Source organism: Nocardia sp. NPDC049737 (assembly GCF_040674755.1).
GTDB lineage: Bacteria > Actinomycetota > Actinomycetes > Mycobacteriales > Mycobacteriaceae > Nocardia.
In genome coordinates this window covers 65,845-86,642 of the sequence record NZ_JBFANH010000018.1, presented here as the reverse complement: position 1 = coordinate 86,642, position 20,798 = coordinate 65,845, and the positions used below count along the sequence as shown (strand labels likewise).

The following is a 20,798-nucleotide window of genomic DNA, read 5'->3' as shown; positions in this document are numbered from 1 at the left end:
CAGTCGGCACCGCTCGCACCGGATCGAACTGGGGATCACGATCCGGGCGGCCAGCATGTCCGCCATCCCGCCGGTCGGCACCGACGGCGATGCCGCTGACATGGAACCGGTTGATGTTCCCGCAATCAGCTACTCGTCACCGACCGCTTCTCGCATTGGTGGCGCAAGGGCCACAGCCGACTCACGCGGCGGCAACGGTGTGCCGAAACGTCGCAGGTAGCGTTCGACGAACGCACGCAATTCGGCATGGCCCTGCTCGACCCCCACCGCACTTTCGTTACCGAGAATGCGCGCCGCCCCGGTAAGCAGCATCGACATCACCACCGGTGGAAACTCATCCAGGTCCATGCCGTACGCGCGCAGGACCAGGGTGACGGCGGCGGTCTCGATGTCACGCACCCGTTCCGCATACGCCTTGAGCTCGGCGCCGATCACCTTGCGATGGTTGGCCAATGCCATGAATTCGGTATTCAGCTGAATGAATCGGGAGTCGGCGTTGATCGACCACAAAGCCCGCAACGGATCCTCGTCGGTAAGCACTCGACGCACCCGAGCCAGCTCGCGCTCGGCGCCCGCACGCAGCACGTCGAGAAACAGGTCGTCCATCGTGGGGAAGTAGTAGTACAACAATGCGGGCTTCACCCCGGCCTTGGCCGCCACCCTGCGCGATGTCGCCGCGGCGTACCCCTCTTCGCGCATAATTTGAGCGGTCGCCTCCATGAGTCGGCTACGTGCTCCCGCATCCTTGCCGCTGGCCGCACGCTTGTTGGGCATCAGTGAAACCTCTCGAGAAGAACACCAAGACAAGGCATTTCAAGGACATTCACGTCCCTTGACCGTTCACTTCGAGCCGTGGTAAGCATGCATCATCCTAACAGTTTGATCGATCGCTCAGTCTTCTGTCGACTGATCGAGCGCTCCACCCGCCACGAAAGGCCGGCGAGAAAATGACCGATCTGGCCGCAGTCGACTACTTCTCCGACCCCGCCGTCACCCAGAACCCCTACCCCTACCTGGAATACCTGCGTAGTCAGAACCCGGTGTTTCGCGAACCCCGCTACGGCGTCATCGCCGTCACCGGATACCAGGAAGTCATCGAGGTCTTCCGCGACACGGATACCTACTCCGCCGCCGTCTCCATCGGCGGCCCCTTCCCGCCGTTGCCCTTCGAACCCGAAGGCGACGACATCAGCGCCCAAATCGAAGAACACCGACACCAGTTCCCGATCAACGAGTTCATGGTGACGATGGATCCGCCGAACCACACGCGGACCCGGGCGCTGCTGAGCCGACTGATCACCCCCAAACGGCTGAAAGAGAACGAGGACTACATGTGGCAGCTGGTGGATCGCCAGCTCGACGAGTTCCTCGCGAACGGGCGGTGCGAATTCCTGGCCGAGTACGCCAAACCCTTCGCCACCCTCGTCATCGCCGACCTGCTCGGCGTCCCCGACGACGACCGCGACGAATTCCGCGCCACGCTGGCCGGGCACAAGACTCCAGGAAGCCGAGTGGGTGCGCTCGACGGCGAACCGGTGGGCACCAACCCGCTGCAGTGGCTGGACGACCAGTTCAGCGCCTACATCACCGACCGGCAGCGCACTCCGCGCGGGGACATCCTCAGCGTGTTGGCATCAACCACCTACCCCGACGGGACCAACCCCTCGGTCATCGAACTCGTCCGCCCCGCCACTTTCCTGTTCGCCGCCGGGCAGGAAACCGTCACCAAACTGCTCAGCTCCGCCGTTCGGGTGCTGGGCGAACGGCCCGACTTGCAACAGCGGGTTCGTGAGGATCGCAGCCTGATCGGTGGCTTCATCGAGGAATCGCTGCGCATGGAAAGCCCGACGAAAGTCGACTTCCGGCTCGTGAAAAAGACCACCACACTCGGCGGCGTCGACATCCCCGCGGGCACCGTGGTGATGCTGTGCCTGGGTGCCGCCAACCGCGACCCCCGCAAATTCGAGAATCCGGATCAATTCCACATCGACCGCCGCAACGCCCGCGAACACATCGCCTTCGGCCGCGGTATCCACACTTGCGCCGGCGCACCATTGGCCCGAGTCGAAGGCCAGGTCACCCTGAACCGTCTCCTCGACCGCGCCCACGACATCACCATCGATGACACCGCACACGGTCCAACCGGCGAGCGCACCTACAAATACGAACCCACCTTCCTGCTGCGTGGACTCCGCGAACTGCACATCACCTTCACACCCAGCGCGTAGAGAATCGAAGGAGCCGCCGTGGTCGAACGTCGCCGAGTACAAAGACCGCTACGCCTCCTACCGCTTCGAGCTGAGCGACGATGACGTACTGCTCATGTAGTGCCACACACAACCGTGGCCGATACCTCCTGCTGACCGGTGAGAAGCTGACCGCCCGGGAGGCCATGGAGTGGGGCGCGGTCGCGGAGGTGCATCCGAAAGACGAGCTCCTCGACCGCGCCTGGGACCGGCCCTGGACGCGCCGCCAATAGCGGACTGCACGTCCTTCGCCGAGTCTCGCTCGGCACTATCGCTATACGCGTCGCTGCCGCGACGGCTGCAGCAGGGGCATGGCACCGAAGGTGTATTGCTGCCAGAGCCGCCGGGAGGCCTCCTCCGGATACGGGGCAACGGTCGGCTTCGCATCGAGGAGCTGAACCAGCCGCCGGCCCGGCTCGTAAGCGGGCCAGCCCGGATCGCCCGTCGCGGCGAAGCGACCCCAGGTGGCGCGCATCCGGGCCGACAGCTCCAGCGCCTCGGCTGGGGGCTCGGGACCCAGCAGCAGTGGCCCGAGATGCGTTTCGTACGTACCGAACAGCAGCGTTTCGTCGAGTGCGTGGCATGCGCCGAAAGCCCCGCGCCTGTTGGGCGCCGCCCATGTGAGTTCATACATGTGAACACGTCCACCGGCGCCGGCCTGGGCATCCGCGAGATGTAGTGCGGGCATGCGGTATTGGTTGTCGGACTGCACCAGTTCGCACAACTGCGCAGCGGTGGCGTCCGGGAATGCCGCACGATAGGCCCGCTCGCTGCCGGGCCCCGGGCCGTAGAGCCGTAGGTCGAATTCGGCGCGCTCGTCATCGATCGCTTCTAGTTCTCCGGTCAGCACCAGAAAGAGCTGGCATTCGTGCCGGTTGTGTCCGATGATGAGGTCGATTTCCCGACCGGCACCGTCCGCGATCGCCTGCCAAGGCGTCGTCGGCAGGACCTCACCGTCCACTACGGGAGCGAAGGGCGCGAGCAGGTACGCGGCCGAGCCCCAGGTTTCGGCATACTCACGCATTACGCCGCCCACGGCCGCACCGGCATCCGGCAGTCGCCGCGGGTCAACGCCGGCCAGGTCCGCCACCGTCGGGCGGCGGCCCACGGCCTTCGCGATCACCTCGGCGATGTCGGCGGCCAATTCGTCGGAGAAGTACTTGCCGGGCATGCTCTGCAGGACGGCCCGCCGGAAAAGCCCTGCGGCACTGGGCATCGCCAACAACGCCGCCACCGATCCAGCGCCGGCGGACTCACCGCACACGGTGACCCGATCGGCGTCGCCACCGAATGCGGCGATGTTCTCCTGCACCCACCACAGAGCGGCGACCTGGTCGAGCAGGCCACGATTCGCCGGGGTTCCGGATATCCGGGCGAACCCCTCCACGCCGACCCGGTAGTTGAACGTCACGACGACGACGTCTGCCTCGCGGGCAATCCGGTATGCGTCGTAACCGGGGCTACCGGAAAAACCGAGCTTGTATGCCCCGCCGTAGATCCACACGATAACCGGCCGGCGTTCAGCCGAATCCGGTTGCGGCGTCCAGACATTCACCGTCAGCCAGTCGTCGCCCTCCGGGATCTCCGACATACCTGTCAGCCCGGCGATTCCCGCTTCCTGCGGTGGCGGCGGACCGAACTCGAATGCGTCGCGGACGCCCGGCCAAGGGGTGGCCGGGCGCGGCGGCGCAAACCGGGCATCGCCCACTGGTGGCTGCGCGAACGGAATCCCACGGAAGACGGCTATCCCGTGCTCGATTCGGCCTCGTACCGCGCCACCACTGGTGCGGACAACGGGTTCGGCGGGCTCTTGGAGCGACGCTTCGGACATAGTCAACCTCGCATTCTGCGCCGTATGACCGGCGCGCGAAACCGCCTCGGGCCTAACTACACGAGGCGAGCAGAGCCGACATGCGGCGCCCGGGTGGGCGCCGCATTCTCGGCGATCAGACCTCGAACCCGCCGGTCGCCGGCTTGTCGAACTGGCGCATGGCCACTACGGCGAGCACCAGCGCCACCGCGGCCGCGATGGCGAACATATAGAAGGCGTCGATGTAGGCCGACTCGCTCGGCAACTGCGCCATCGGCCCGGTGTCGAGCTTGCGGTCTTCGACGTGCCCCGGCGCGTTGATATGCAGGATGAGCGGATGTGCCGAGAAGATCGCCGCCGTGGCCGCGGCGGCCGCGGCGGTACCGAAACTGTTGAACGCCCCGTACATTCCGGCGCTGATACCCTGCTGTTCCTGCGGCACCGATTCCACCACCATGTTCGGCAGCGTGCCAAGGAAGGCGCCCGCGCCGATGCCGGCGATCATCGCAATCAGGGCCAGCTGCAACGCATTCTCGTGATACAGCGCGAACAGCACCGACGCAAGAATGAACATGACCGGCGAGATGATGTAGGGGCGCCGTAGCCCGAAGCGGGTGGACAACCAGCCGCACAGCGGTGACACGATCACGTACACCACGGTCATCGCCAACAGGGCGCGCACTGTGAACTGCAGCAGCGTCAGGTTGAGACCCGGCAGCTCTCCCTCGACCGAGAAGTACTGCATCATCATCGACGGGGAGATGTTCATTTGCGTCTGCTGCGACGCCTGCGCCGCCGCCTGCTGGGCCGCACCCTCGACGACCTGCCGCTTGATCGCCTCACCGGCGGCGCCGCCGGGCGTCTCGGCAAGGTAGCTCATCAGATAGCCGAGGCCCTGCATGATGCCCACCGATAGGAATGCCGCCGCCATGATGGTGACGAACCGCGGCGTGCGCAGCAATTTCGGGTCCATGATCGGTTCGGGCGTGACCAGTTCCCAGCCGTAGAAGACAATCAGTAGGACAACACCACCGATCAGCCAGGCGAGCGTCGAGAGGCTGGCCCATCCCCAGACGACTCCTTGGCTGAGGTAGATCAGCACGCCGCCGATTCCCGCGCCCAGCAGGACCGCGCCGACCCAGTCGATGCGGCTTTTCACCCGCAGCTTCGTCTCGGGCACGAGGATCGCCAGCGGGATGATCGTCAGCACGGTCCAGCCGACGCAGAACCAGAACAGCGACCGCCAGCTGAAGTGATCGGTCAACAATCCACCGGCCACCGGGCCGAGCACGGCGCCGACCCCGGTACCGCCACCGGCGAGGGCGATGGCCATATTGATGTGCCGACGCGGCATCAGATCGCGAATCAAGCCGTAGGAGACGAATATCGCCGGGAACGCCACCGCCTGCAAACCGCGGCCCAGCAACATCAGTGGCCACGTCGAGGTGACCGCGACCAAGACACTTCCGATCAGAGATGTTCCCAGGCAGGCCAGGATGATCTTCTTCTTGCCGAGGCGATCGGACAGTTTGCCGGCCACCGGGACCAACACTCCGCCCACAATCGCATACAGCGTCGACATCCAGGTCAGCTGACCCGCGCTTTGTTGCGGGAAGTCGGCACCAATGTAGGGCGTGGCCATCGAGACGAAGGTGAAGTAGTACGTCCCGACCTCGGTGGCCAAGACGATCGCCAGAATTATCAGGATCACCCGCATGCGCGAGGCGCCTTCGAGTCGTCCGGTGCCGACCTCGTCAGGACGAGCGACATCCACAGACGGTGTTGCCATGGGCTTGCTTTCTCCCTTCGTCCGCATCCAGCGCGGACTGCTGTGTTCCCCTCCAGAACTACGGATCATCATTATCCAAAAAGGAGAATCACATTTACATGGAATGTACACATCACATATCTCGATGCAGGTTCAGCATCCACACCAGCCCGCCACACCACATGTAGGGCGACTGAACAAATTGTCGAACGCCTGGGTCTGCACCGGCCCCTTCGCGACCACGCCACATCTCACCAGCTCTATCCGGCTATTGACTAGATACCTCACCCGGTGCTATCCATAGCCGAACCCCGTAGTTTGGGCAGACGTCTAGCATCCTGGGCGAACCCGAACAAACTTCGGAATCGAACCAGAGGGCTCGCCGATTGTCATGGACATCAAGCAGCTGACCGCCTTCGTGACGGTCGCCGAGCTGGGCAGCGTGACCAAGGCGGCCGACTCGTTGCATTCGACCCAGTCCTCGGTCACCCGGCAGATCCAGGCCTTGGAGCAGGAACTCGGCGTCACGCTGTTCGAGCGGAACCGCCACGGCATGACGCTGACCATCGCCGGACGGGTGATGGCCGAGCGCAGCCGATCCGCCCTGCTCGAACTCGGTCGCGCACGGGCGGAAATAACGCCGATGCCAGCCGCCACCGGCACGGTCACCGTGGGACTGCTGGAGAGCATGGCCGAGACGATCGGCCTACCACTGGCCACGACCGTTCTTCACGACTATCCCGGGCTGGACCTGCGTGTGGTCGTCAGCGATTCCGGTCACCTACAGCGCAGGATGGACGCAGGCGAGCTGGACGTCTGCCTCACCGCGGAGCGCCCGGGCAGCACAGGACTGTCACCGACACCGTTGGCGACCGAGCAGTTGTGGGCAATCGCCCCGGCGGATGCGCTATTGCGTGCCGACGCGCCGGTTGCGCTGCGCGACGTCGCCGAACACCCGATGGTGCTGCCGCCCCTCGGCAGCGCGTTGCGCGATTTGCTCGACAGCATGGACGTGCGTTTCCAGGTTGTGGTCACCGCTTCGCTGCGGATACAGAAGCAGTTGGTTGCCGGAGGGCGGGGGTGGGCAGTCCTGCCACCCATCGCTTTCGCGGAAGAGCTTGTGGCGCACTCGATCAGCGCTGCGCCGCTGCACGGTCCGCAACTGCAGCGCCGGATCGTCCTGGCCATCGCCCGAACCGCTCGTTCCAACCCGGCGGCGGAAGATGTGGCCCGGCTACTTGCGCGGCTGGTGCGATGCGAGATCCGCGACGGCCGCTGGCCGTCGGCCCGGCTGATCGGCTATCGCGGGGACGACAGCCGTCTCTGCCGTTGACTGGCGCCGGTGAACCCACCGCGGAAGCCGAAAACCGACGCCTGGCAACTTCATTCGTGATCACGGAATGGTGCGACCAGCATCGATCAGGATACGGCGGTTGGTGGCGAGAAGCTCGAACGGATCGGCCTCCGTGATGTCGATCTCGGTGATGTGCCAACAGCCGTCGGGGGCCGCACTTGCCGCGGCGAACACATCGACGACGCCGGCACCGATCGGGACCTGAGGCTTGGGCTGCATCGGGTCGTCCAGCCCACCTGGGCCGTCCTTCAGATGCAGGGCTGCCACTCGCGCACCCAGCCGGGCCAGAATCTCGACGGGGTCCTGCCCGGCCGACACCGCCCAATAGACGTCGAACTCGGCCACGACGATCGGGTCGAGCAATTCCCACAACACGTCGAAACCGAGTTCACCGCCACTCAATTCGGCCCATTCGAATTGATGGTTGTGATAGCCGAGCCGGATACCACGATCAGCGAGCTGATGCGCGACCCCGTTCATGCGCCCTGCGAACCTCGCGAGCGCCTCCCGGTTCCCGAACACCTCACCGCCAAATCCCTCGACAAGCAGCGGAATCGCCACGATGACGGTGTCCGTCTCCAGGATGCGACACACTTCGGCAACGGCATCCTGGCTGCCCGCGGGAATGGCTGCGTGCACGGTGCTCACGGCGAGCTCGGCAGCGTCGAGGTCCGCCCGCAAGACGCGGGCGTTGGCAAGCAGTTGCTCGGTCGGCGTATTCCAGAAGCCGAGCGCAAACGGCTCGACGTACCGGTAACCGATTTGCGCCAGCCGGGCAAGGGTTCCGGGACGATCGGCCGCGAGCGCATCGCGGACGCTGTAGAGCTGCACACTGAGCGTGCCGGACATGGCGGTACTCCTACGGTCCGATCATGCCAGCGACGCTGTAATAGTAGGCAGATCGACCGCGGTGCGGATGCCGGGTGGGGCTGCGCAGACGAACGGAATCGCGTTGACCGGCCGATTGGCGGTGTAGGCCGGTGAGATCTCGTTCATCTGCGTCAGCGGGAACGGAAAGCGCATATCGATGTCCAACGGCGCGTCACCGTCGACCCGCACGCGCCACCCGGTCGGGCGAAGATCCCAGGCGGCGTCGATGTCGGTGGTGCAGTACCAATTGGCGCGAAACTGCAGCAGCACAGTCCCCTTATGATGTCCGGAGATCGTGATTCGTTGCGCCGCAACAGTTCCCGCCTCCAGCGTGCCCGCAACGATCTCTGTCCTGCGGCGAGCGAGCGCGACCTCGGCGGTGGCGTCGACGGTATCCAGCGGCCTGCCGATGGCGTCGGCGACCAGCTGCAGCGACGGGCCGAAGGCGTGCCGCAGATTATCTGCCCGCCGAGTGTCGAACTGCGCGGGCGGGCGGCCGAAGCCCATGATCTCGAACGGGATCGCCGGTGAATCCCGTTGCGACATATCGGCGTATTCCTCGATCGTGAGGCCGCGCAACTCTCGCTGAATCGAGGACAGCACAAGCGGTACCGCTTCGGTGATGAAGCCGGGACTGCTTCCGGTGCTGTGTATCGAGGTGTTCCCGGCCCGGCAGGCGGACTCGACGCGTGCGCGGACGGCCGGGTCCATACTCGCAGGGCGGTGGAATTCGCCGCAGGTGGTGACGATATTGGCCCCCGATTCCAGCAACCGGCACACGGTATCGATATCACAGCGCAGCGGCATGTAGAGCACACAATCGGCACGGAGGGCGAGGATCTGATCGAGACTGCCGGTAGCCGTGACACCGGTGGCGCCCAGCCCACACAAGTCCCCCGCGTCGCGCCCGACCTTGTCAGCCGAGTAGGCGTAGACACCGGCCAGGGCTAGGTTCGGATGCTCGATCACCCCCCGCAGTGCCCGTGTTCCGACATCGCCGGTAGCCCATTGGACCACCCGATAGGAGGAAGTGGTGGGCGAGTCGACGACGGTGTGGGGCAACGGAACCGATTTCATGCCTGCCTCGTTCGTTCGGTCTTCCTCGACGAGCGTCGGCGGTGGGTCCGGTTGGTTCCGCATGAAGCAGCGTAGTTCGCGTGCACCCTCGACGAGAATGACAATCTCATATTTTGGTAACAGTATTACCACAGGTCAGCCTCCCGGCGGCCAGATTTCCGCGTCACCGCGGCTCGACGAGGCACGGCCGGCTCCGGTCAGGACCCCAGCGCTTCGCCCTCGTGCGCAGCCTCGTACCCGGAGGTCAGCCAGTACACCGTGCGGTCGACGGCGGGCACGATCGCGGATACTTCGATCTCGCCGCACGCGAAGCGTCCCAGGAGGCCGTAGACCAGGCTCGAAAGGATCGTCTCGAGATCTCGCACGAAATCGGCGTCGACGTCGGCCAGCACCGCCATGGCGGCGGGAACGACGGCGTCGAACCCGCGTCGGATCAACTTCTCGCCACCGGGCGTAGATCGGGCCCGGAAATAGGCGACAAGCAGGGCGGGGTGGCGCTCCCACGGCTCGAAAATGCTGCGCAACACCCGCATCAGACCGGCGTACAGGCTCTCGTCGGCACCGGAGACCTGCGCGTCCAGCCCGGCGTACCGGTTCTCCGCCATCCACCAGTCCAGCGCCGCCAGGATCAGCTCATCCCGGGTGCCATATAGCTTGTAGATCTTGGTCAGCGATACCCGGGCACACCGTGCGACCTCGCGCAACAGCAATGCTTCGTAGCCCTCGGTCTCGAGCAGTTCCACGACCGCCCGCCGGATCCGGTCGCTCGCCTGCTCCGGCGCCTCTCCCGACTCCACACCCACCCTCGCGATCAAATCCGATTCCTTCCCGCACGCCAGCGAGCGTGCTACTCTCCAATTCTGGTAATCAGATTACCGCAGTACAGCGCACACTTTTGCGCAATATGATAACCGTGTTCTCGCCCGACTCGGCCGGGGCGGCACGGATCCGCTCGGCATGAAGTGAGGATCAAATGGGTTCGTTAGATGGCAAAGTCGCCTTCATCACCGGTGTAGCGCGTGGACAGGGCCGAAGCCACGCTGTGCGATTGGCTACCGAAGGTGCCGACATCATCGGTGTGGACATCTGTTCCGACATCCCCGCCAACCCGTACCCGCTGGCCACGCGTGAGGAGCTCGACGAGACCGTCGCACTCGTGGAGGCCAAGGGCCGTCGCATGCTCGGCTCGGTCGCCGACGTCCGCGACTTTCATCAGATACGTGCCGCCTTGGACTCCGGTGTCGCCGAATTGGGCCGCCTCGACATCGTTTGCGCCAACGCCGGGATCGCCCCGACATCGTTCGACGAGGTTCCGATCGAGACCGAACTCGAAATGTGGAACGCCGTGATCGGAGTCAATCTCTCGGGTGTTTTCCATGTGACCCGCGCAGCGATCCCGCACCTGATCGCCGGTCAGCGTGGGGGCGTCATCACCTTGACCAGTTCCACCGCCGGTCTGGTCGGCCTCGGCGGCATGGAGGGCGGTGGCCTCGGCTACGCCGCCGCCAAGTCCGGCCTCGTCGGCATCATGCGCGTACTGGCGAATGTTCTTGCACCGCACAGTATTCGGGTCAACACCGTGCATCCGACCGCGGTGAACACCATGATGGCCATCAATCCGGCGATGATGGAGTGGGTGCAGAACCATCCCGAATCCGGGGGGCCGCACCTGATGAACCCCATGCCGGTCGCGATGCTCGAACCGGAGGACATCAGCGCGACGATCGCCTTCCTGGCCTCCGATGAGGCCAAGTACATCACCGGTGTGGCACTGCCCGTCGACGCCGGCTTCTGCAACAAGTTGTGAGCAGGGCCGAGATGACCGAAAACACGCAACCTATCGGACGCGTAGCCGGCAAGCGGGTGCTCATCACCGGCGCGGCCCGCGGTATGGGTCGCAGCCATGCGGTCCGGCTGGCAGAAGAGGGCGCCGACCTGATCCTGATAGATGTCTGCGGACCGCTGCCGGAGATCGAGTACCCACTGTCCACGCCAGCGGATCTGGCGGAGACGGCTCGCCTGGTCGATAAGCACAACCGTCGCGCGATCACCAAAACGGTAGACATCCGGGACGCTGCGGCACTGGCGGCTGCCGTCGCCGACGGCGTGGCACAGCTGGGCGGCCTCGACGCCGTCGTGGCCAATGCCGGTGTACTGACCGCGGGCACATGGGATACGACGACACCCGAGCAGTGGCGGACCGTGGTGGATGTCAACCTCATCGGTACGTGGAACACCTGCGCCGCGGCGCTTCCGCATCTCATCGAGCGCGGCGGCAGCATCGTCAACATCAGCTCGGCGGCCGCTCTCAAGGGCACTCCGCTGCACATCCCCTACACCGCCTCGAAGCTCGGCGTTGTGGGAATGAGCAAGGCACTCGCCAATGAACTTGCGGCACAGAGTGTTCGCGTCAATACGGTACATCCGACCGGAGTCCCCACCGGAATGATCCCGGAGTCACTGTTCAAGCTGCTCACCGAAGCGCGGCCGGATCTGGCGCCGCTGTTCGGCAACGCACTGCCGGTCCCGATGGTCGAGGCCCTCGACATCAGTAATGCCGTGCTGTACCTGGTCTCCGACGAGGCGCGCTACGTCACCGGCATGGAGTTCAAGGTCGACGCCGGCGTCACCCTCAAGTAGCACTCCGCTCCCGCACGCGAGACCCGATCACCGCGCGCCCGGAGCACCGACACAGAAGGCACACAATTCATGACAACAAACACGGTGGGTACCGCGGACCTGGCCCGCTCGGAACGCGGCAAGCGCGAGTTCGCCGAGGTGATGACGTTCCCTGCCCCGGACGATTCGAGCCCGACCATCGCCAATGGCCTGGTCGACTTCGTGTTCGCCGAGATTTGGACCCGTCCCGGCCTGACCCGGCGGGAACGGCGATTCATCACGCTGTCCTGCGTCGCCGACGCCGACGCCGAGCAGCCGATCCTCGACCACGTCTACGCGGCGCTGAACAGCGGTGACATCACCATCACCGAAATACGCGAGGCGGTCCTACATTTCGCGGTCTACGCCGGCTGGCCCAAGGCCTCCCGGTTCAACATGATCGTCGACCAGCAGTGGGAACGCATCAATCGCGAACGCGGACAGGAGGTTCCGCCGCAGGAACCGCTGCTGCCGCTGGTCACTCCCAGCGACCCACAGGCCCGGCTGGCCCGCGGTGAACAGTCATTCATGGACGTCAACTGCCTGCCCTACTTTCCCGACCGCAACAACCCGTACCAGGGCGCGGGAATTCTCAACTTCGTCTTCGGCGAGATGTGGCTACGGCCGGGGCTGGGGATGAAGGAGCGGCGCCTGATCACTGTCGCTTGTGTGGCATTCCAGGACGCGCCGTACCCGATCATGTCACACGTCTATGCCGCGCTGAAGAGCAAGGATCTGTCCTTCGCTGAAATGGACGAATTCGCATTGCATTTCGCCGCCTATTCCGGTTGGCCGAAGGCGTCCCAGCTCAATCAAGTGATCGCCGAGCAGAAGCCGCGGGTGCTGGAGGAATGGCACGCCGCAGACGGAAAGACACCGTAGGAGCACTCATGTCTACGACAACGGAAACTCTGCAACCGCCCGAACCTCCACTGCGGGGTGGATTGGTCATCGGCGGTGACCGGCTCGAACGGACGTCCGGAGGCAGCCAGGAGCACATCTACCCTGCTACCGGGCGGCCCAACGCGACGCTTCATCTGGCAGGCCCCGCGGAGATGGACCAGGCAGTCGATTCCGGGTGGGAGGCGCACCGGGAATGGATGTCGTTCACCGCCGACCGCCGCCGAGATCTGCTCATCGATCTGGCGGACGCGGTCGGGCAGGGCATGGCCGACTTCTCGCGGCTCAACGTGCAGGATTACGCGGTACCGGTATCGCTGGCCATCAATACCGTGCTGCTCGAGCGTTTCCTGCGCCATTTCGCCGGATATGTCGACAAACCGCACGGCCTCAGCACGCCGGTGGCCGGCTCCCTCGACCTCAACTTGATCGAGCGCGAACCCTACGGTGTGGTCGGTGTAATCGCGCCGTGGAACGGCGCCATGGTCGTGGCCGCGTCGTGTGTAGCGCCGGCGTTGGCCGCGGGCAATGCCGTCGTGCTGAAGCCGTCGGTGCTGGCGCCGTTCGCCGCACTGCGTTTCGGAGAGCTGTGTGCGGAGGTCGGGCTTCCGACGGGGCTGGTCAACGTGGTGCCCGCCCGGGCCGAGGGCGGTGACGCGCTCGTGCGGCACCCCGGCATTCGCAAGATCCATTTCACCGGTGGCGGCGACACCGCGCGCAAGATCCTGGCGAGTGCGGCGGTTAATCTGACGCCAGTGGTGGCCGAATTGGGCGGCAAGTCGGCCAACCTTGTCTTCGAGGACGCGAACCTTGATGCGGCGGCACAGCTGGCGGCGTACCAGGGTCCGATCGTGCAGTCGGGGCAGAGCTGCGCTTGCGCCAGCCGCATCCTCGTGCACGAGTCCGTTTATGATGCGTTCCTCGAGAAGTTCGTCGCAGTTGTCGAGGCTGCGAAGATCGGCGATCCGTTCGATCCGACCGTCACGTTCGGACCCGTGATCAGTGCGGGCGACGCCGAACGAATCCTCGGTGTCATCGACCAAGCGGTTACCGACAAATCCGGAGAGCTGATCACGGGCGGCAAACGCATCGGCGGCGATCTGGCCGAGGGCTACTACATCCAGCCCACGGTGTTCGGCAACGTCGACAACTCGTCGGCGCTGGCACAAGTCGAGACCTTCGGCCCGGTCGTATCGGTGATCAAGTTCGCCGACGAGGCGGAAGCGATCCGGATCGCCAACGATTCGCCGTACGGGTTGAACGCCTTCATCCAGACCACCAACCTCACCCGGGCACACAGGGTGGCGCGGCAACTGGAGGCGGGTTCGATCTGGATCAACCAGATCAGCGACATCTCGCCACAGGGACCTTACGGCGGCTACAAGCAGAGCGGCTATGGCCGCACCGGCGGCCTCGATGGCCTGTACGAATTCCTACAGATCAAAAACATCCGGATCGGGATGACCTGAGATATCGACCACGACATCAGCGGGCGTACCGACGATGCGGGCCCGGTGACCGAAACGGCCGCTGGACCCGCACCTCGCCCGTCGATATGCCCGGAGTCGAGCCGCATCCAGACGTTTGACAAATCCGTAGCTACGAGTACGTTCGATTCCGAACTATCTAGTTCGTTACATTTCGGTTCGATCGTCCGAGCGGAACGCGGTGATCGTCCAGACCGCCCCCAACGCGGCCGGATCGAAGACAAGCAGCGCCTGGAACGGCCGGAACTTCCACCGCGCATGCGCCGCTGGCGGACACCACTGCCGAGTAAGGAGTCGACATGACTGACCAAACCGTTCTGATCACCGGTTCTACCGATGGTCTCGGGCGGCATCTGGCCACACGTTTGGCGCGGTCCGGAGCGCGGATCCTCGTGCACGGACGCGACAAGGAACGGGCGGAGCAGGTACGCGAGGAGATCCTGGCGGTCGGTGGGCGGGAACCGGAGGTCCTGCTCGCGGATCTGGCCTCGCTACGAGAAGTAGACCAGTTGGCCGAGCAGGTTCGGCGGCGGACCGACCGCCTCGACGTACTGATCAACAACGCCGGCGTAGGATTCGGCGCACCGGGTGCACCGCGACAGGTCAGCGTCGACGGCGTCGAATTGCGCTTCGCGGTCAATTACCTGGCGGTGTATCGCCTCACTCGGCAGCTGCGGCCGTTGCTCATTGCCTCGGCGCCGTCGCGAGTGGTCAATGTCGCCTCGATCGGGCAGCAGGCACTCGACCTCGCCGACCTCAATTTCGAACATGACTACGACGGGGGTGCGGCCTATCGGCGTGCCAAGCTCGCCGAGATCATGTTCACCTTCGATTTGGCCGAGGAACTGCGCTCGTCCCGCGTTACGGTCACGGCCGTGCATCCGGCCACCTACATGGACACGTCGATGGTGGCCGAGTTCGGCGGATCACCGCTGAGCACCGTCGAAGAGGGCGGCGACGCCGTGATGCACCTGGTCGACGACGAAGTTCCCACCGGCACATACTTCAACGGCAAAGCCGAATCCCGTGCCGACGACCAGGCCTACGAACCCACCGTCCGTGCAGCGCTGCACCAGCGCTCGGACGAGCTGATCGCCGCAGCCATCGGTTAGGCCCTTCGCGCGTTGCTTCGCCCGCATGCCACCGGCGTCGTACGCGACGATGGCACGATCATCGATCCGGCAGCAGCACGTCAGCGAGCTCGGCAAGCAGTTCCTTCGCCCGGCGAGCCGCGACCGGATCGCCCAGTGCGGCAACCAAGGCATCGTCTATGCGCGGCGCGGTTCGTCGTGCGATGGCCTTGAACAGGACATCGGTTGGATAGACGAGGGTGCGCCGCCGGTCGGCCGGGTCGATGTCGGTGGCCAAGAGCGCATCGTCGACCAGCCGCGCGACACAGTCGGATACATGGCCCTGAGAGAATGCGACCCGCTCGGTAATCTCGCCGACCGAACTGCCCGGATTGTCGATCACATCGGCCAGTACGGCAATCTCCCCCTCCGGGGGGAGTTCGTCAGCGGATTCGAGACCGGCCTGGCGCGCGAGCTCGATCAGATATCTACCCAGCCGGTGCAGCCGTCTCCCGTCCATTGGACAAGCATACGGCATCATGTATCCATTGGTGCCGATACATTATCATGAATGTATCGGTGCCGATACTATTTCGGAATCGCATCCACACCTCGGGCATCCGCATTACGGTGTTCCGATAACAGCGTTACCAAAGTAGGTAGCGAGCATTACTGTAGGTAGGTGCACATGGGCGATGTGACTCACGTTCGTTCGGCTGGGCGGATCCGGCACTGGTGGCGCATCGCCGTCGTGGTGCTGTCGGTGTCGGCAAGTCTGTCCTGGCAGCCGGCGTGGGCGGAACCACCGGCAAGCGTGGTGACCGCGGACCCATCCGATCAACTGCACATCAAGGCCGACGTCGGCGAGTTACCGGTACCGCCTACAGCACCGTCCACCGACGCGGGCTCGTGCACAGAGGCGGTCAACCCGCACAACACCGGCTGCGTCAGCCCTGCCTGGGGCGCGCTGGGCGCGGCGGGTACGTACTACCCCTCGAGTGATTACGCGCTGGTGGGCGTGGTCCTCGCCGGCGCACCGGCGTCGGGGCCCGCCAGCAGTTTCAACGGCCCGCAGGTGCTGCTGGTACACACCGACCGCAACACGTTCCCCAACGGCGATGGCTGGAAGTGCCTGACCTGCGGTGTGTCGTACCCGGCGAGTTGGAGCGACAACAACAATTTCACGTATGCGCTCAACAGTTTCCATGACGGTAAACGGGCCCTGGCAGGCTCGGCCATCATCGACTGCGGCCAGTACCAGTTCGCCGATGAGGAATGCACACCGGCGCAACTGCACGCCTATCCGCTGTACTGGGACGATGGCTCCGGTAAACCCGGCACGCTGCGAGAACCACGCCTGAATCCGGACGACAAGCACATCGGATTCAGCTACATACCGCCGTCGAAGGAAGTCCTCGCAGAGTATGCCTTCGCGGGCACACTGAGATTCGATCAGGCGAACAGCCGCTACGACATCGACAACGTGCGGACCATGTACAACCCGGATCCCGAGTTCCAGCCGTACACGGTCGACGGCAACCAGCTGAAGTTCAACCCGGCCGGAATGATCGGCGAGTTCCGCGGCTGGAGCGCCGACGGCACATCCGCTCTCGGCATCCAGAGCTACGAGTCCGGCGGCATCGACCTGTGGGCTACCGACAACGCCACCGGAAAGTCGCGGCCAATCACCCGGCACGCGATGTACACCGACCCGAACTCCGCCTCACCCGACGGGAGATACCTGCTGTCGGAGCAGGTGATCGGTTCCGGCAGGCTGGACTTCATCTCCGGTCTGCGGGGTATTCCGCCGATCACCGACCAGATGCCGACCACCGCACACATCTCCGGCATACGCAATAACGAGCAACGCCGGTTCTTCCTGCCGTATCTGGTCGACGCCGACTCCGGACGCAGCGAGCACATCGACACCCCGGGCGAACCGAACTGGAACGCCGCCGCGGACCCCGCCTGGCTGGCCGACAGTACCGCAGCGATATGGGCGGAGAACCTTGTGACAACACCGGCTTGCGGTGGCAGCAACCCGCTGCCCTGCCCGACATCCAACGAGCCGGGTGGCCGCCACAGCCGGGTGATGATCGCCCGTTTCGGGGGTCTCCGGCCGACACCACCGCCCACTGTGGCGTCGGCGCCGGATGTGACGTGGGGCCTGCCGTACCACCCCGGCGACACACTGCCCGCATTCCCGCACCTGCCCGGCGGGACCTACACGCTCGATGGCGCGAAGGGTGGCCAGGCGAAGGTGATGATCACCGAGGACTCGTCGAAGGCACTGATCTCGAAGATCGAAGTCACCTACACCGATTTCCAGAACGACCCCGATGCCACGATCAACGGCAGCGAGAGCGTGGAACGCGGGTCCGACGCCCAGATCTCCGCGATCACCTGGCACGAGAACCTGCAGGTGTCAGGCAGGCATCAGGGAACCAAGGTCACCAGTGAGCCCGGCGGATTCACCCTGTCACCGGCAGTGCTGGAAAACAACTTCCAAGCCACGGGCACCATGACAACCACTATCGATGGGACGACCTACACACAGCCAGCCAACGGGGCATAGCCCGAACGAATCTCCGGCGGCGGACGTGATATTCCACCGCCGGAGATATCAATCTCGGGCGAATTACAGCCGACGGTTGCGATTCGCAATCGTCGGATTGGTTGCGCCTTCGAAAGAAGGATTCACGCAGCGCGCAGTTGTGAAACTGCGCCGACAAATTCTTCGGTGAGTCCCTTGTCACAGTCGGCAAACCTACTTACGGTGTATCTGTAGCGATCGAACGCAGAGTCCCGAGATCCAATGGCCCACCCCTTTCGGTAGCTGTCCGATAAATCCGCACGGATGGCGACACATTTCGAATGCCTGACGAATTCAGCATTTGCCGCACTGTCGACCGAATACAAGTAATCGGACATCGCGCTCCCCCGATCGGCTACGGAGCGATGTCGCTCCCGAAGACCGTCGATGAAACGGTGCGGGACGACGCCGCTCCAGAATCGGCACGGCACCAGGGCCGTGACGATCACCGCTTTGCTCGACGAGATGGAAACACCGATGGCTGCTCGACCCGTTGATCTCACTTCCCACAAAGCCAGGCGAGCGCACCCGCTCGCCCGCGCGGCAGCAGAGGCCCGCAACCATCGTCAGCGATATCAGTTGGTGGTGGTCGCGCCAGGAATTGCCGAGGTCGTCCGATATGCCGGCGGCTGGCTCTTCGATCGAGTAATGGCTGGATGGGATGTCACCGCGATGATCGCGGATCACACGGACACCCGGCCGCTCGACATTCTCGGTGTGCAGGTCGTCGGCCTCGATGAGGCATTGGAGTCGAGGGTGCGAAGCCCACTGCCACAGACCATCGCCATCGATGCCGGGCTATATGCCGCGGATGCCCGGGTCCGGGACGGGATGCTCGATGTCTTCGATCACATGCTGATCGATCAAGTGATCCTCTGGGGTGATGAGTGTCCCACCGAAATCGACCGTCGGGTCGACTCGGTGCAGCACCGGCTCAGCGTGGCCGCGCGGGCGTTCAAACTGCGCGCCCTCTCGGCCATCGTCGCCGCGGTGGATACAGCCGAGCCGACCGAGCGATTTCGCAACTGCGCCCTCTATCCCGGAAGTGGCGATTTCGGAGATCTCGTTCCGGCCGCACGGTAGCCGGACTGCTGGAACGAGCCGCCGGGTGCCGAGAAGGACGCAGCAGTTGTTGGCAAATCCGATATCTCTCAGCGGAGTTCGTCCATCAGGGCAAGCGTGGTCTCGGCCGCCGTGAGCACCAGGCCCTTCGGCGCGTCGGCTCGCACAGCGAGATCGGTTATCAGTCCGACGTCCTTGCGCAACAGGTCGGCGGCGTAGATTGCCAGCTGCTGAAGGCTTCCGGACAGCGGCGCGATCGTGCCCAGCGCAACGCTGTTTCCGCTGCCATGGGCGATGACCTCACCGAGCCGCGTGGTGTCGACACCGAGTTCGCGTCCGAGGTCGAACGTCGTGGCGGCGGTGGCGAGGTTCGCCGTGAACAGCAGATTGTTCAGCAGCTTGGCGACCTGCCCGGCGCCCAGTTCACCGAGATGGACGACATGCCCAGCGTAGGTGTCGAACACCGGCCGGCAACGCTCGACCACCTCGGTCTCGCCGCCGGCCATCACCAACAATCTGCGCTCGGCGGCGGCCTGCCCGCCGCCGCTCACGGGTGCGTCTAACACCGAAATACCCTGGGCTGCAGCTTTTTTCGCCAACTCACGGCAGGTGTCGGGATGCACGGTGCTGTGTACCGCGAGTACGCCACCACTCGCCAGTCCGGCCAGGACCCCTTCCACGCCGTCGACAACCTCGACGACATCAGCGTCGCCGACCACACACACGCACACCAGATCGCTGGCCGCGGCGAGCGCGGCGGGAGAAGCCGCCACCGTCGCGCCGGTGTCCGCGAACGCCGCCAGCGTCTCTGGTCTGCGCGCCCACAATGTGGTCTGGTAGCCCGCATCGATGATGCGGCGCGCCATGGGTCCGCCCTGGCTGCCCAGTCCGATAAAGCCTATGCGCATAGTCAGTCCTTCAGGTGAATTCGAATACTCACGTCGATGGTCTCCGGTAAATCCACACCAGCGGGGTGGACATCAAGCCGGATGACCTGAACGTTGACGAACGGGTTGCGGACGATCGCCTCGACTCGCAGCGCGAATTCCTTTGGTCTTCGGCTTACTTCAGCAGCATGCCGGCGTCGACCGGCAGGGCGACACCGGTAATGAACCTGGCCTCGTCGGAGACCAGGAACAGTGCCGCGTTGGCGATGTCTTCGGCATCGACCCAAGGGGTGGGCAGTACGTGCATGGACTGCGATGCCGGAGCGAAGTCCTCCTTGGTCGGGTTCTCCAGGTCGGGCCGAAACATCCGGAAAGTCTCGTCATTGAGCAGCAGCGGTGTGCCGACCTGGGTCGGGCAGATCGCATTGACGCGAATACTCTTGTCACCCAGCTCTATTGCCAGCGTTCGCATCACACCGATGACGCCATGCTTGGCGGCGATGTAATGTCCGATGTTCGGGTGCGCGCGCAGACCACCGCTGGAGCTGGTGATCACGATGGAACCGCCGCGACCACCCGCGACGAGATGCGGGATGCCTGCCTTTGCAGTGAGCCAGACCCCGGTCAGGTTGACATCGATCATGTCGCGCCAGACCTTTTCACTCATCCGGTCGAGCCGCTTGCCTTCGCTGCCCAGGCCGGCGTTCGCCACCACGATGTCGAGCCGTCCGAACTGCGCGACGCCCTCGTCGAGGACCGCTTTCATCGCGTCGTAGTCGCGCACATCCACCTCGGCGGCGATGATTCGGCGGCCGAGCGCCTGCACCTGGTCGACAGTCTCGGCCAGATCCGCCGGCGTCGACATTGGAATGATGACGCCATCGAGCTGCTTGCAGACATCGACGCAGATAATGTCGGCGCCCTCTTGGGCGAGGCGCACGGCGTGGGCACGACCCTGCCCACGGGCGGCACCGGTAATGAAGGCGACCTTGCCCTCAACTCTTCCAGCCATCTGT

The 20,798-nt window shown here is 64.6% G+C and carries 19 protein-coding genes; 10 read left to right on the top strand and 9 right to left on the bottom strand.

Translation table 11 applies throughout. The annotated features are described in order from the left end of the window. Positions 1–129: 129 nt before the first annotated feature. Complete coding sequence (locus AB0J47_RS23890) at positions 130–774, bottom strand: helix-turn-helix domain-containing protein (protein ID WP_364349841.1); 645 nt, start codon at positions 772–774, stop codon at positions 130–132. 173 nt (positions 775–947) lie between these two features. Here AB0J47_RS23890 and AB0J47_RS23885 point away from each other — a divergent pair, with 173 nt between their 5' ends. Together AB0J47_RS23885 and AB0J47_RS23880 are read left to right on the top strand one after the other, a co-directional pair. Continuing rightward, positions 948–2,228: a cytochrome P450 gene (locus AB0J47_RS23885; RefSeq protein ID WP_364349838.1), complete on the top strand. Its 1,281-nt coding sequence runs from the start codon at positions 948–950 to the stop codon at positions 2,226–2,228. Positions 2,229–2,308: 80 nt separating this feature from the next. After that, positions 2,309–2,479 (top strand): hypothetical protein, encoded by a 171-nt coding sequence (locus AB0J47_RS23880; RefSeq protein WP_364349835.1) that lies wholly within the window; start codon positions 2,309–2,311, stop codon positions 2,477–2,479. A 41-nt stretch (positions 2,480–2,520) separates the two neighbouring features. Here the strand turns inward: AB0J47_RS23880 and AB0J47_RS23875 are convergent, their stop codons facing one another. Both AB0J47_RS23875 and AB0J47_RS23870 read right to left on the bottom strand, forming a co-directional pair. Beyond that, positions 2,521–4,077 carry a carboxylesterase family protein gene (locus tag AB0J47_RS23875; RefSeq protein WP_364349832.1) on the bottom strand — a complete coding sequence of 519 codons (1,557 nt, stop codon included), beginning with the start codon at positions 4,075–4,077 and terminating at the stop codon, positions 2,521–2,523. A gap of 115 nt (positions 4,078–4,192) precedes the next feature. Beyond that, positions 4,193–5,845, bottom strand: a complete 1,653-nt coding sequence (locus AB0J47_RS23870) for an MFS transporter (RefSeq protein ID WP_364349829.1) — start codon at positions 5,843–5,845, stop codon at positions 4,193–4,195. A 370-nt stretch (positions 5,846–6,215) separates the two neighbouring features. On the opposite strand from AB0J47_RS23870, the gene AB0J47_RS23865 reads away from it, so the two are divergent. After that, on the top strand, positions 6,216–7,157 hold the full coding sequence (locus AB0J47_RS23865) for a LysR family transcriptional regulator (RefSeq protein WP_364349826.1): 942 nt from the start codon (positions 6,216–6,218) through the stop codon (positions 7,155–7,157). Between the two features lie 60 nt (positions 7,158–7,217). On the opposite strand, the gene AB0J47_RS23860 is transcribed toward AB0J47_RS23865, so the two are convergent. The 3 genes from AB0J47_RS23860 to AB0J47_RS23850 form a co-directional block, all read right to left on the bottom strand. Beyond that, complete coding sequence (locus tag AB0J47_RS23860; RefSeq protein ID WP_364349823.1) at positions 7,218–8,027, bottom strand: sugar phosphate isomerase/epimerase; 810 nt, start codon at positions 8,025–8,027, stop codon at positions 7,218–7,220. A gap of 21 nt (positions 8,028–8,048) precedes the next feature. Further along, positions 8,049–9,125, bottom strand: a complete 1,077-nt coding sequence (locus AB0J47_RS23855) for a dihydrodipicolinate reductase (protein ID WP_364349820.1) — start codon at positions 9,123–9,125, stop codon at positions 8,049–8,051. 197 nt (positions 9,126–9,322) lie between these two features. Continuing rightward, positions 9,323–9,940, bottom strand: coding sequence for a TetR/AcrR family transcriptional regulator (locus tag AB0J47_RS23850; protein WP_364349817.1), 618 nt, complete (start codon positions 9,938–9,940; stop codon positions 9,323–9,325). Positions 9,941–10,098: 158 nt separating this feature from the next. On the opposite strand from AB0J47_RS23850, the gene AB0J47_RS23845 reads away from it, so the two are divergent. The 5 genes from AB0J47_RS23845 to AB0J47_RS23825 all read left to right on the top strand — a co-directional run bounded on the left by AB0J47_RS23845 (position 10,099) and on the right by AB0J47_RS23825 (position 15,282). Next, complete coding sequence (locus AB0J47_RS23845; protein WP_364349814.1) at positions 10,099–10,932, top strand: mycofactocin-coupled SDR family oxidoreductase; 834 nt, start codon at positions 10,099–10,101, stop codon at positions 10,930–10,932. A gap of 11 nt (positions 10,933–10,943) precedes the next feature. Further along, complete coding sequence (locus AB0J47_RS23840; RefSeq protein WP_364349811.1) at positions 10,944–11,765, top strand: mycofactocin-coupled SDR family oxidoreductase; 822 nt, start codon at positions 10,944–10,946, stop codon at positions 11,763–11,765. A gap of 69 nt (positions 11,766–11,834) precedes the next feature. After that, on the top strand, positions 11,835–12,665 hold the full coding sequence (locus AB0J47_RS23835) for a carboxymuconolactone decarboxylase family protein (protein WP_364349808.1): 831 nt from the start codon (positions 11,835–11,837) through the stop codon (positions 12,663–12,665). A gap of 8 nt (positions 12,666–12,673) precedes the next feature. After that, positions 12,674–14,152 carry an aldehyde dehydrogenase family protein gene (locus tag AB0J47_RS23830; RefSeq protein ID WP_364349805.1) on the top strand — a complete coding sequence of 493 codons (1,479 nt, stop codon included), beginning with the start codon at positions 12,674–12,676 and terminating at the stop codon, positions 14,150–14,152. Positions 14,153–14,469: 317 nt separating this feature from the next. After that, positions 14,470–15,282, top strand: a complete 813-nt coding sequence (locus AB0J47_RS23825) for an SDR family NAD(P)-dependent oxidoreductase (RefSeq protein WP_364349802.1) — start codon at positions 14,470–14,472, stop codon at positions 15,280–15,282. A 58-nt stretch (positions 15,283–15,340) separates the two neighbouring features. Here AB0J47_RS23825 and AB0J47_RS23820 read toward each other — a convergent pair whose 3' ends face one another. Then, positions 15,341–15,760: a MarR family transcriptional regulator gene (locus AB0J47_RS23820; protein ID WP_327099085.1), complete on the bottom strand. Its 420-nt coding sequence runs from the start codon at positions 15,758–15,760 to the stop codon at positions 15,341–15,343. Positions 15,761–15,928: 168 nt separating this feature from the next. On the opposite strand from AB0J47_RS23820, the gene AB0J47_RS23815 reads away from it, so the two are divergent. Together AB0J47_RS23815 and AB0J47_RS23810 are read left to right on the top strand one after the other, a co-directional pair. After that, the gene (locus AB0J47_RS23815; protein WP_364349797.1) at positions 15,929–17,815 is read left to right on the top strand and encodes a hypothetical protein; all 1,887 of its coding nucleotides are present in this window, start codon (positions 15,929–15,931) and stop codon (positions 17,813–17,815) included. Positions 17,816–18,271: 456 nt separating this feature from the next. Continuing rightward, positions 18,272–18,916, top strand: coding sequence for a hypothetical protein (locus tag AB0J47_RS23810; RefSeq protein WP_364349794.1), 645 nt, complete (start codon positions 18,272–18,274; stop codon positions 18,914–18,916). Positions 18,917–18,984: 68 nt separating this feature from the next. Here AB0J47_RS23810 and AB0J47_RS23805 read toward each other — a convergent pair whose 3' ends face one another. After that, positions 18,985–19,803, bottom strand: a complete 819-nt coding sequence (locus tag AB0J47_RS23805; RefSeq protein WP_364349791.1) for an NAD(P)-dependent oxidoreductase — start codon at positions 19,801–19,803, stop codon at positions 18,985–18,987. Positions 19,804–19,957: 154 nt separating this feature from the next. Next, on the bottom strand, positions 19,958–20,794 hold the full coding sequence (locus tag AB0J47_RS23800) for a mycofactocin-coupled SDR family oxidoreductase (RefSeq protein ID WP_364349788.1): 837 nt from the start codon (positions 20,792–20,794) through the stop codon (positions 19,958–19,960). Positions 20,795–20,798: the final 4 nt, after the last annotated feature.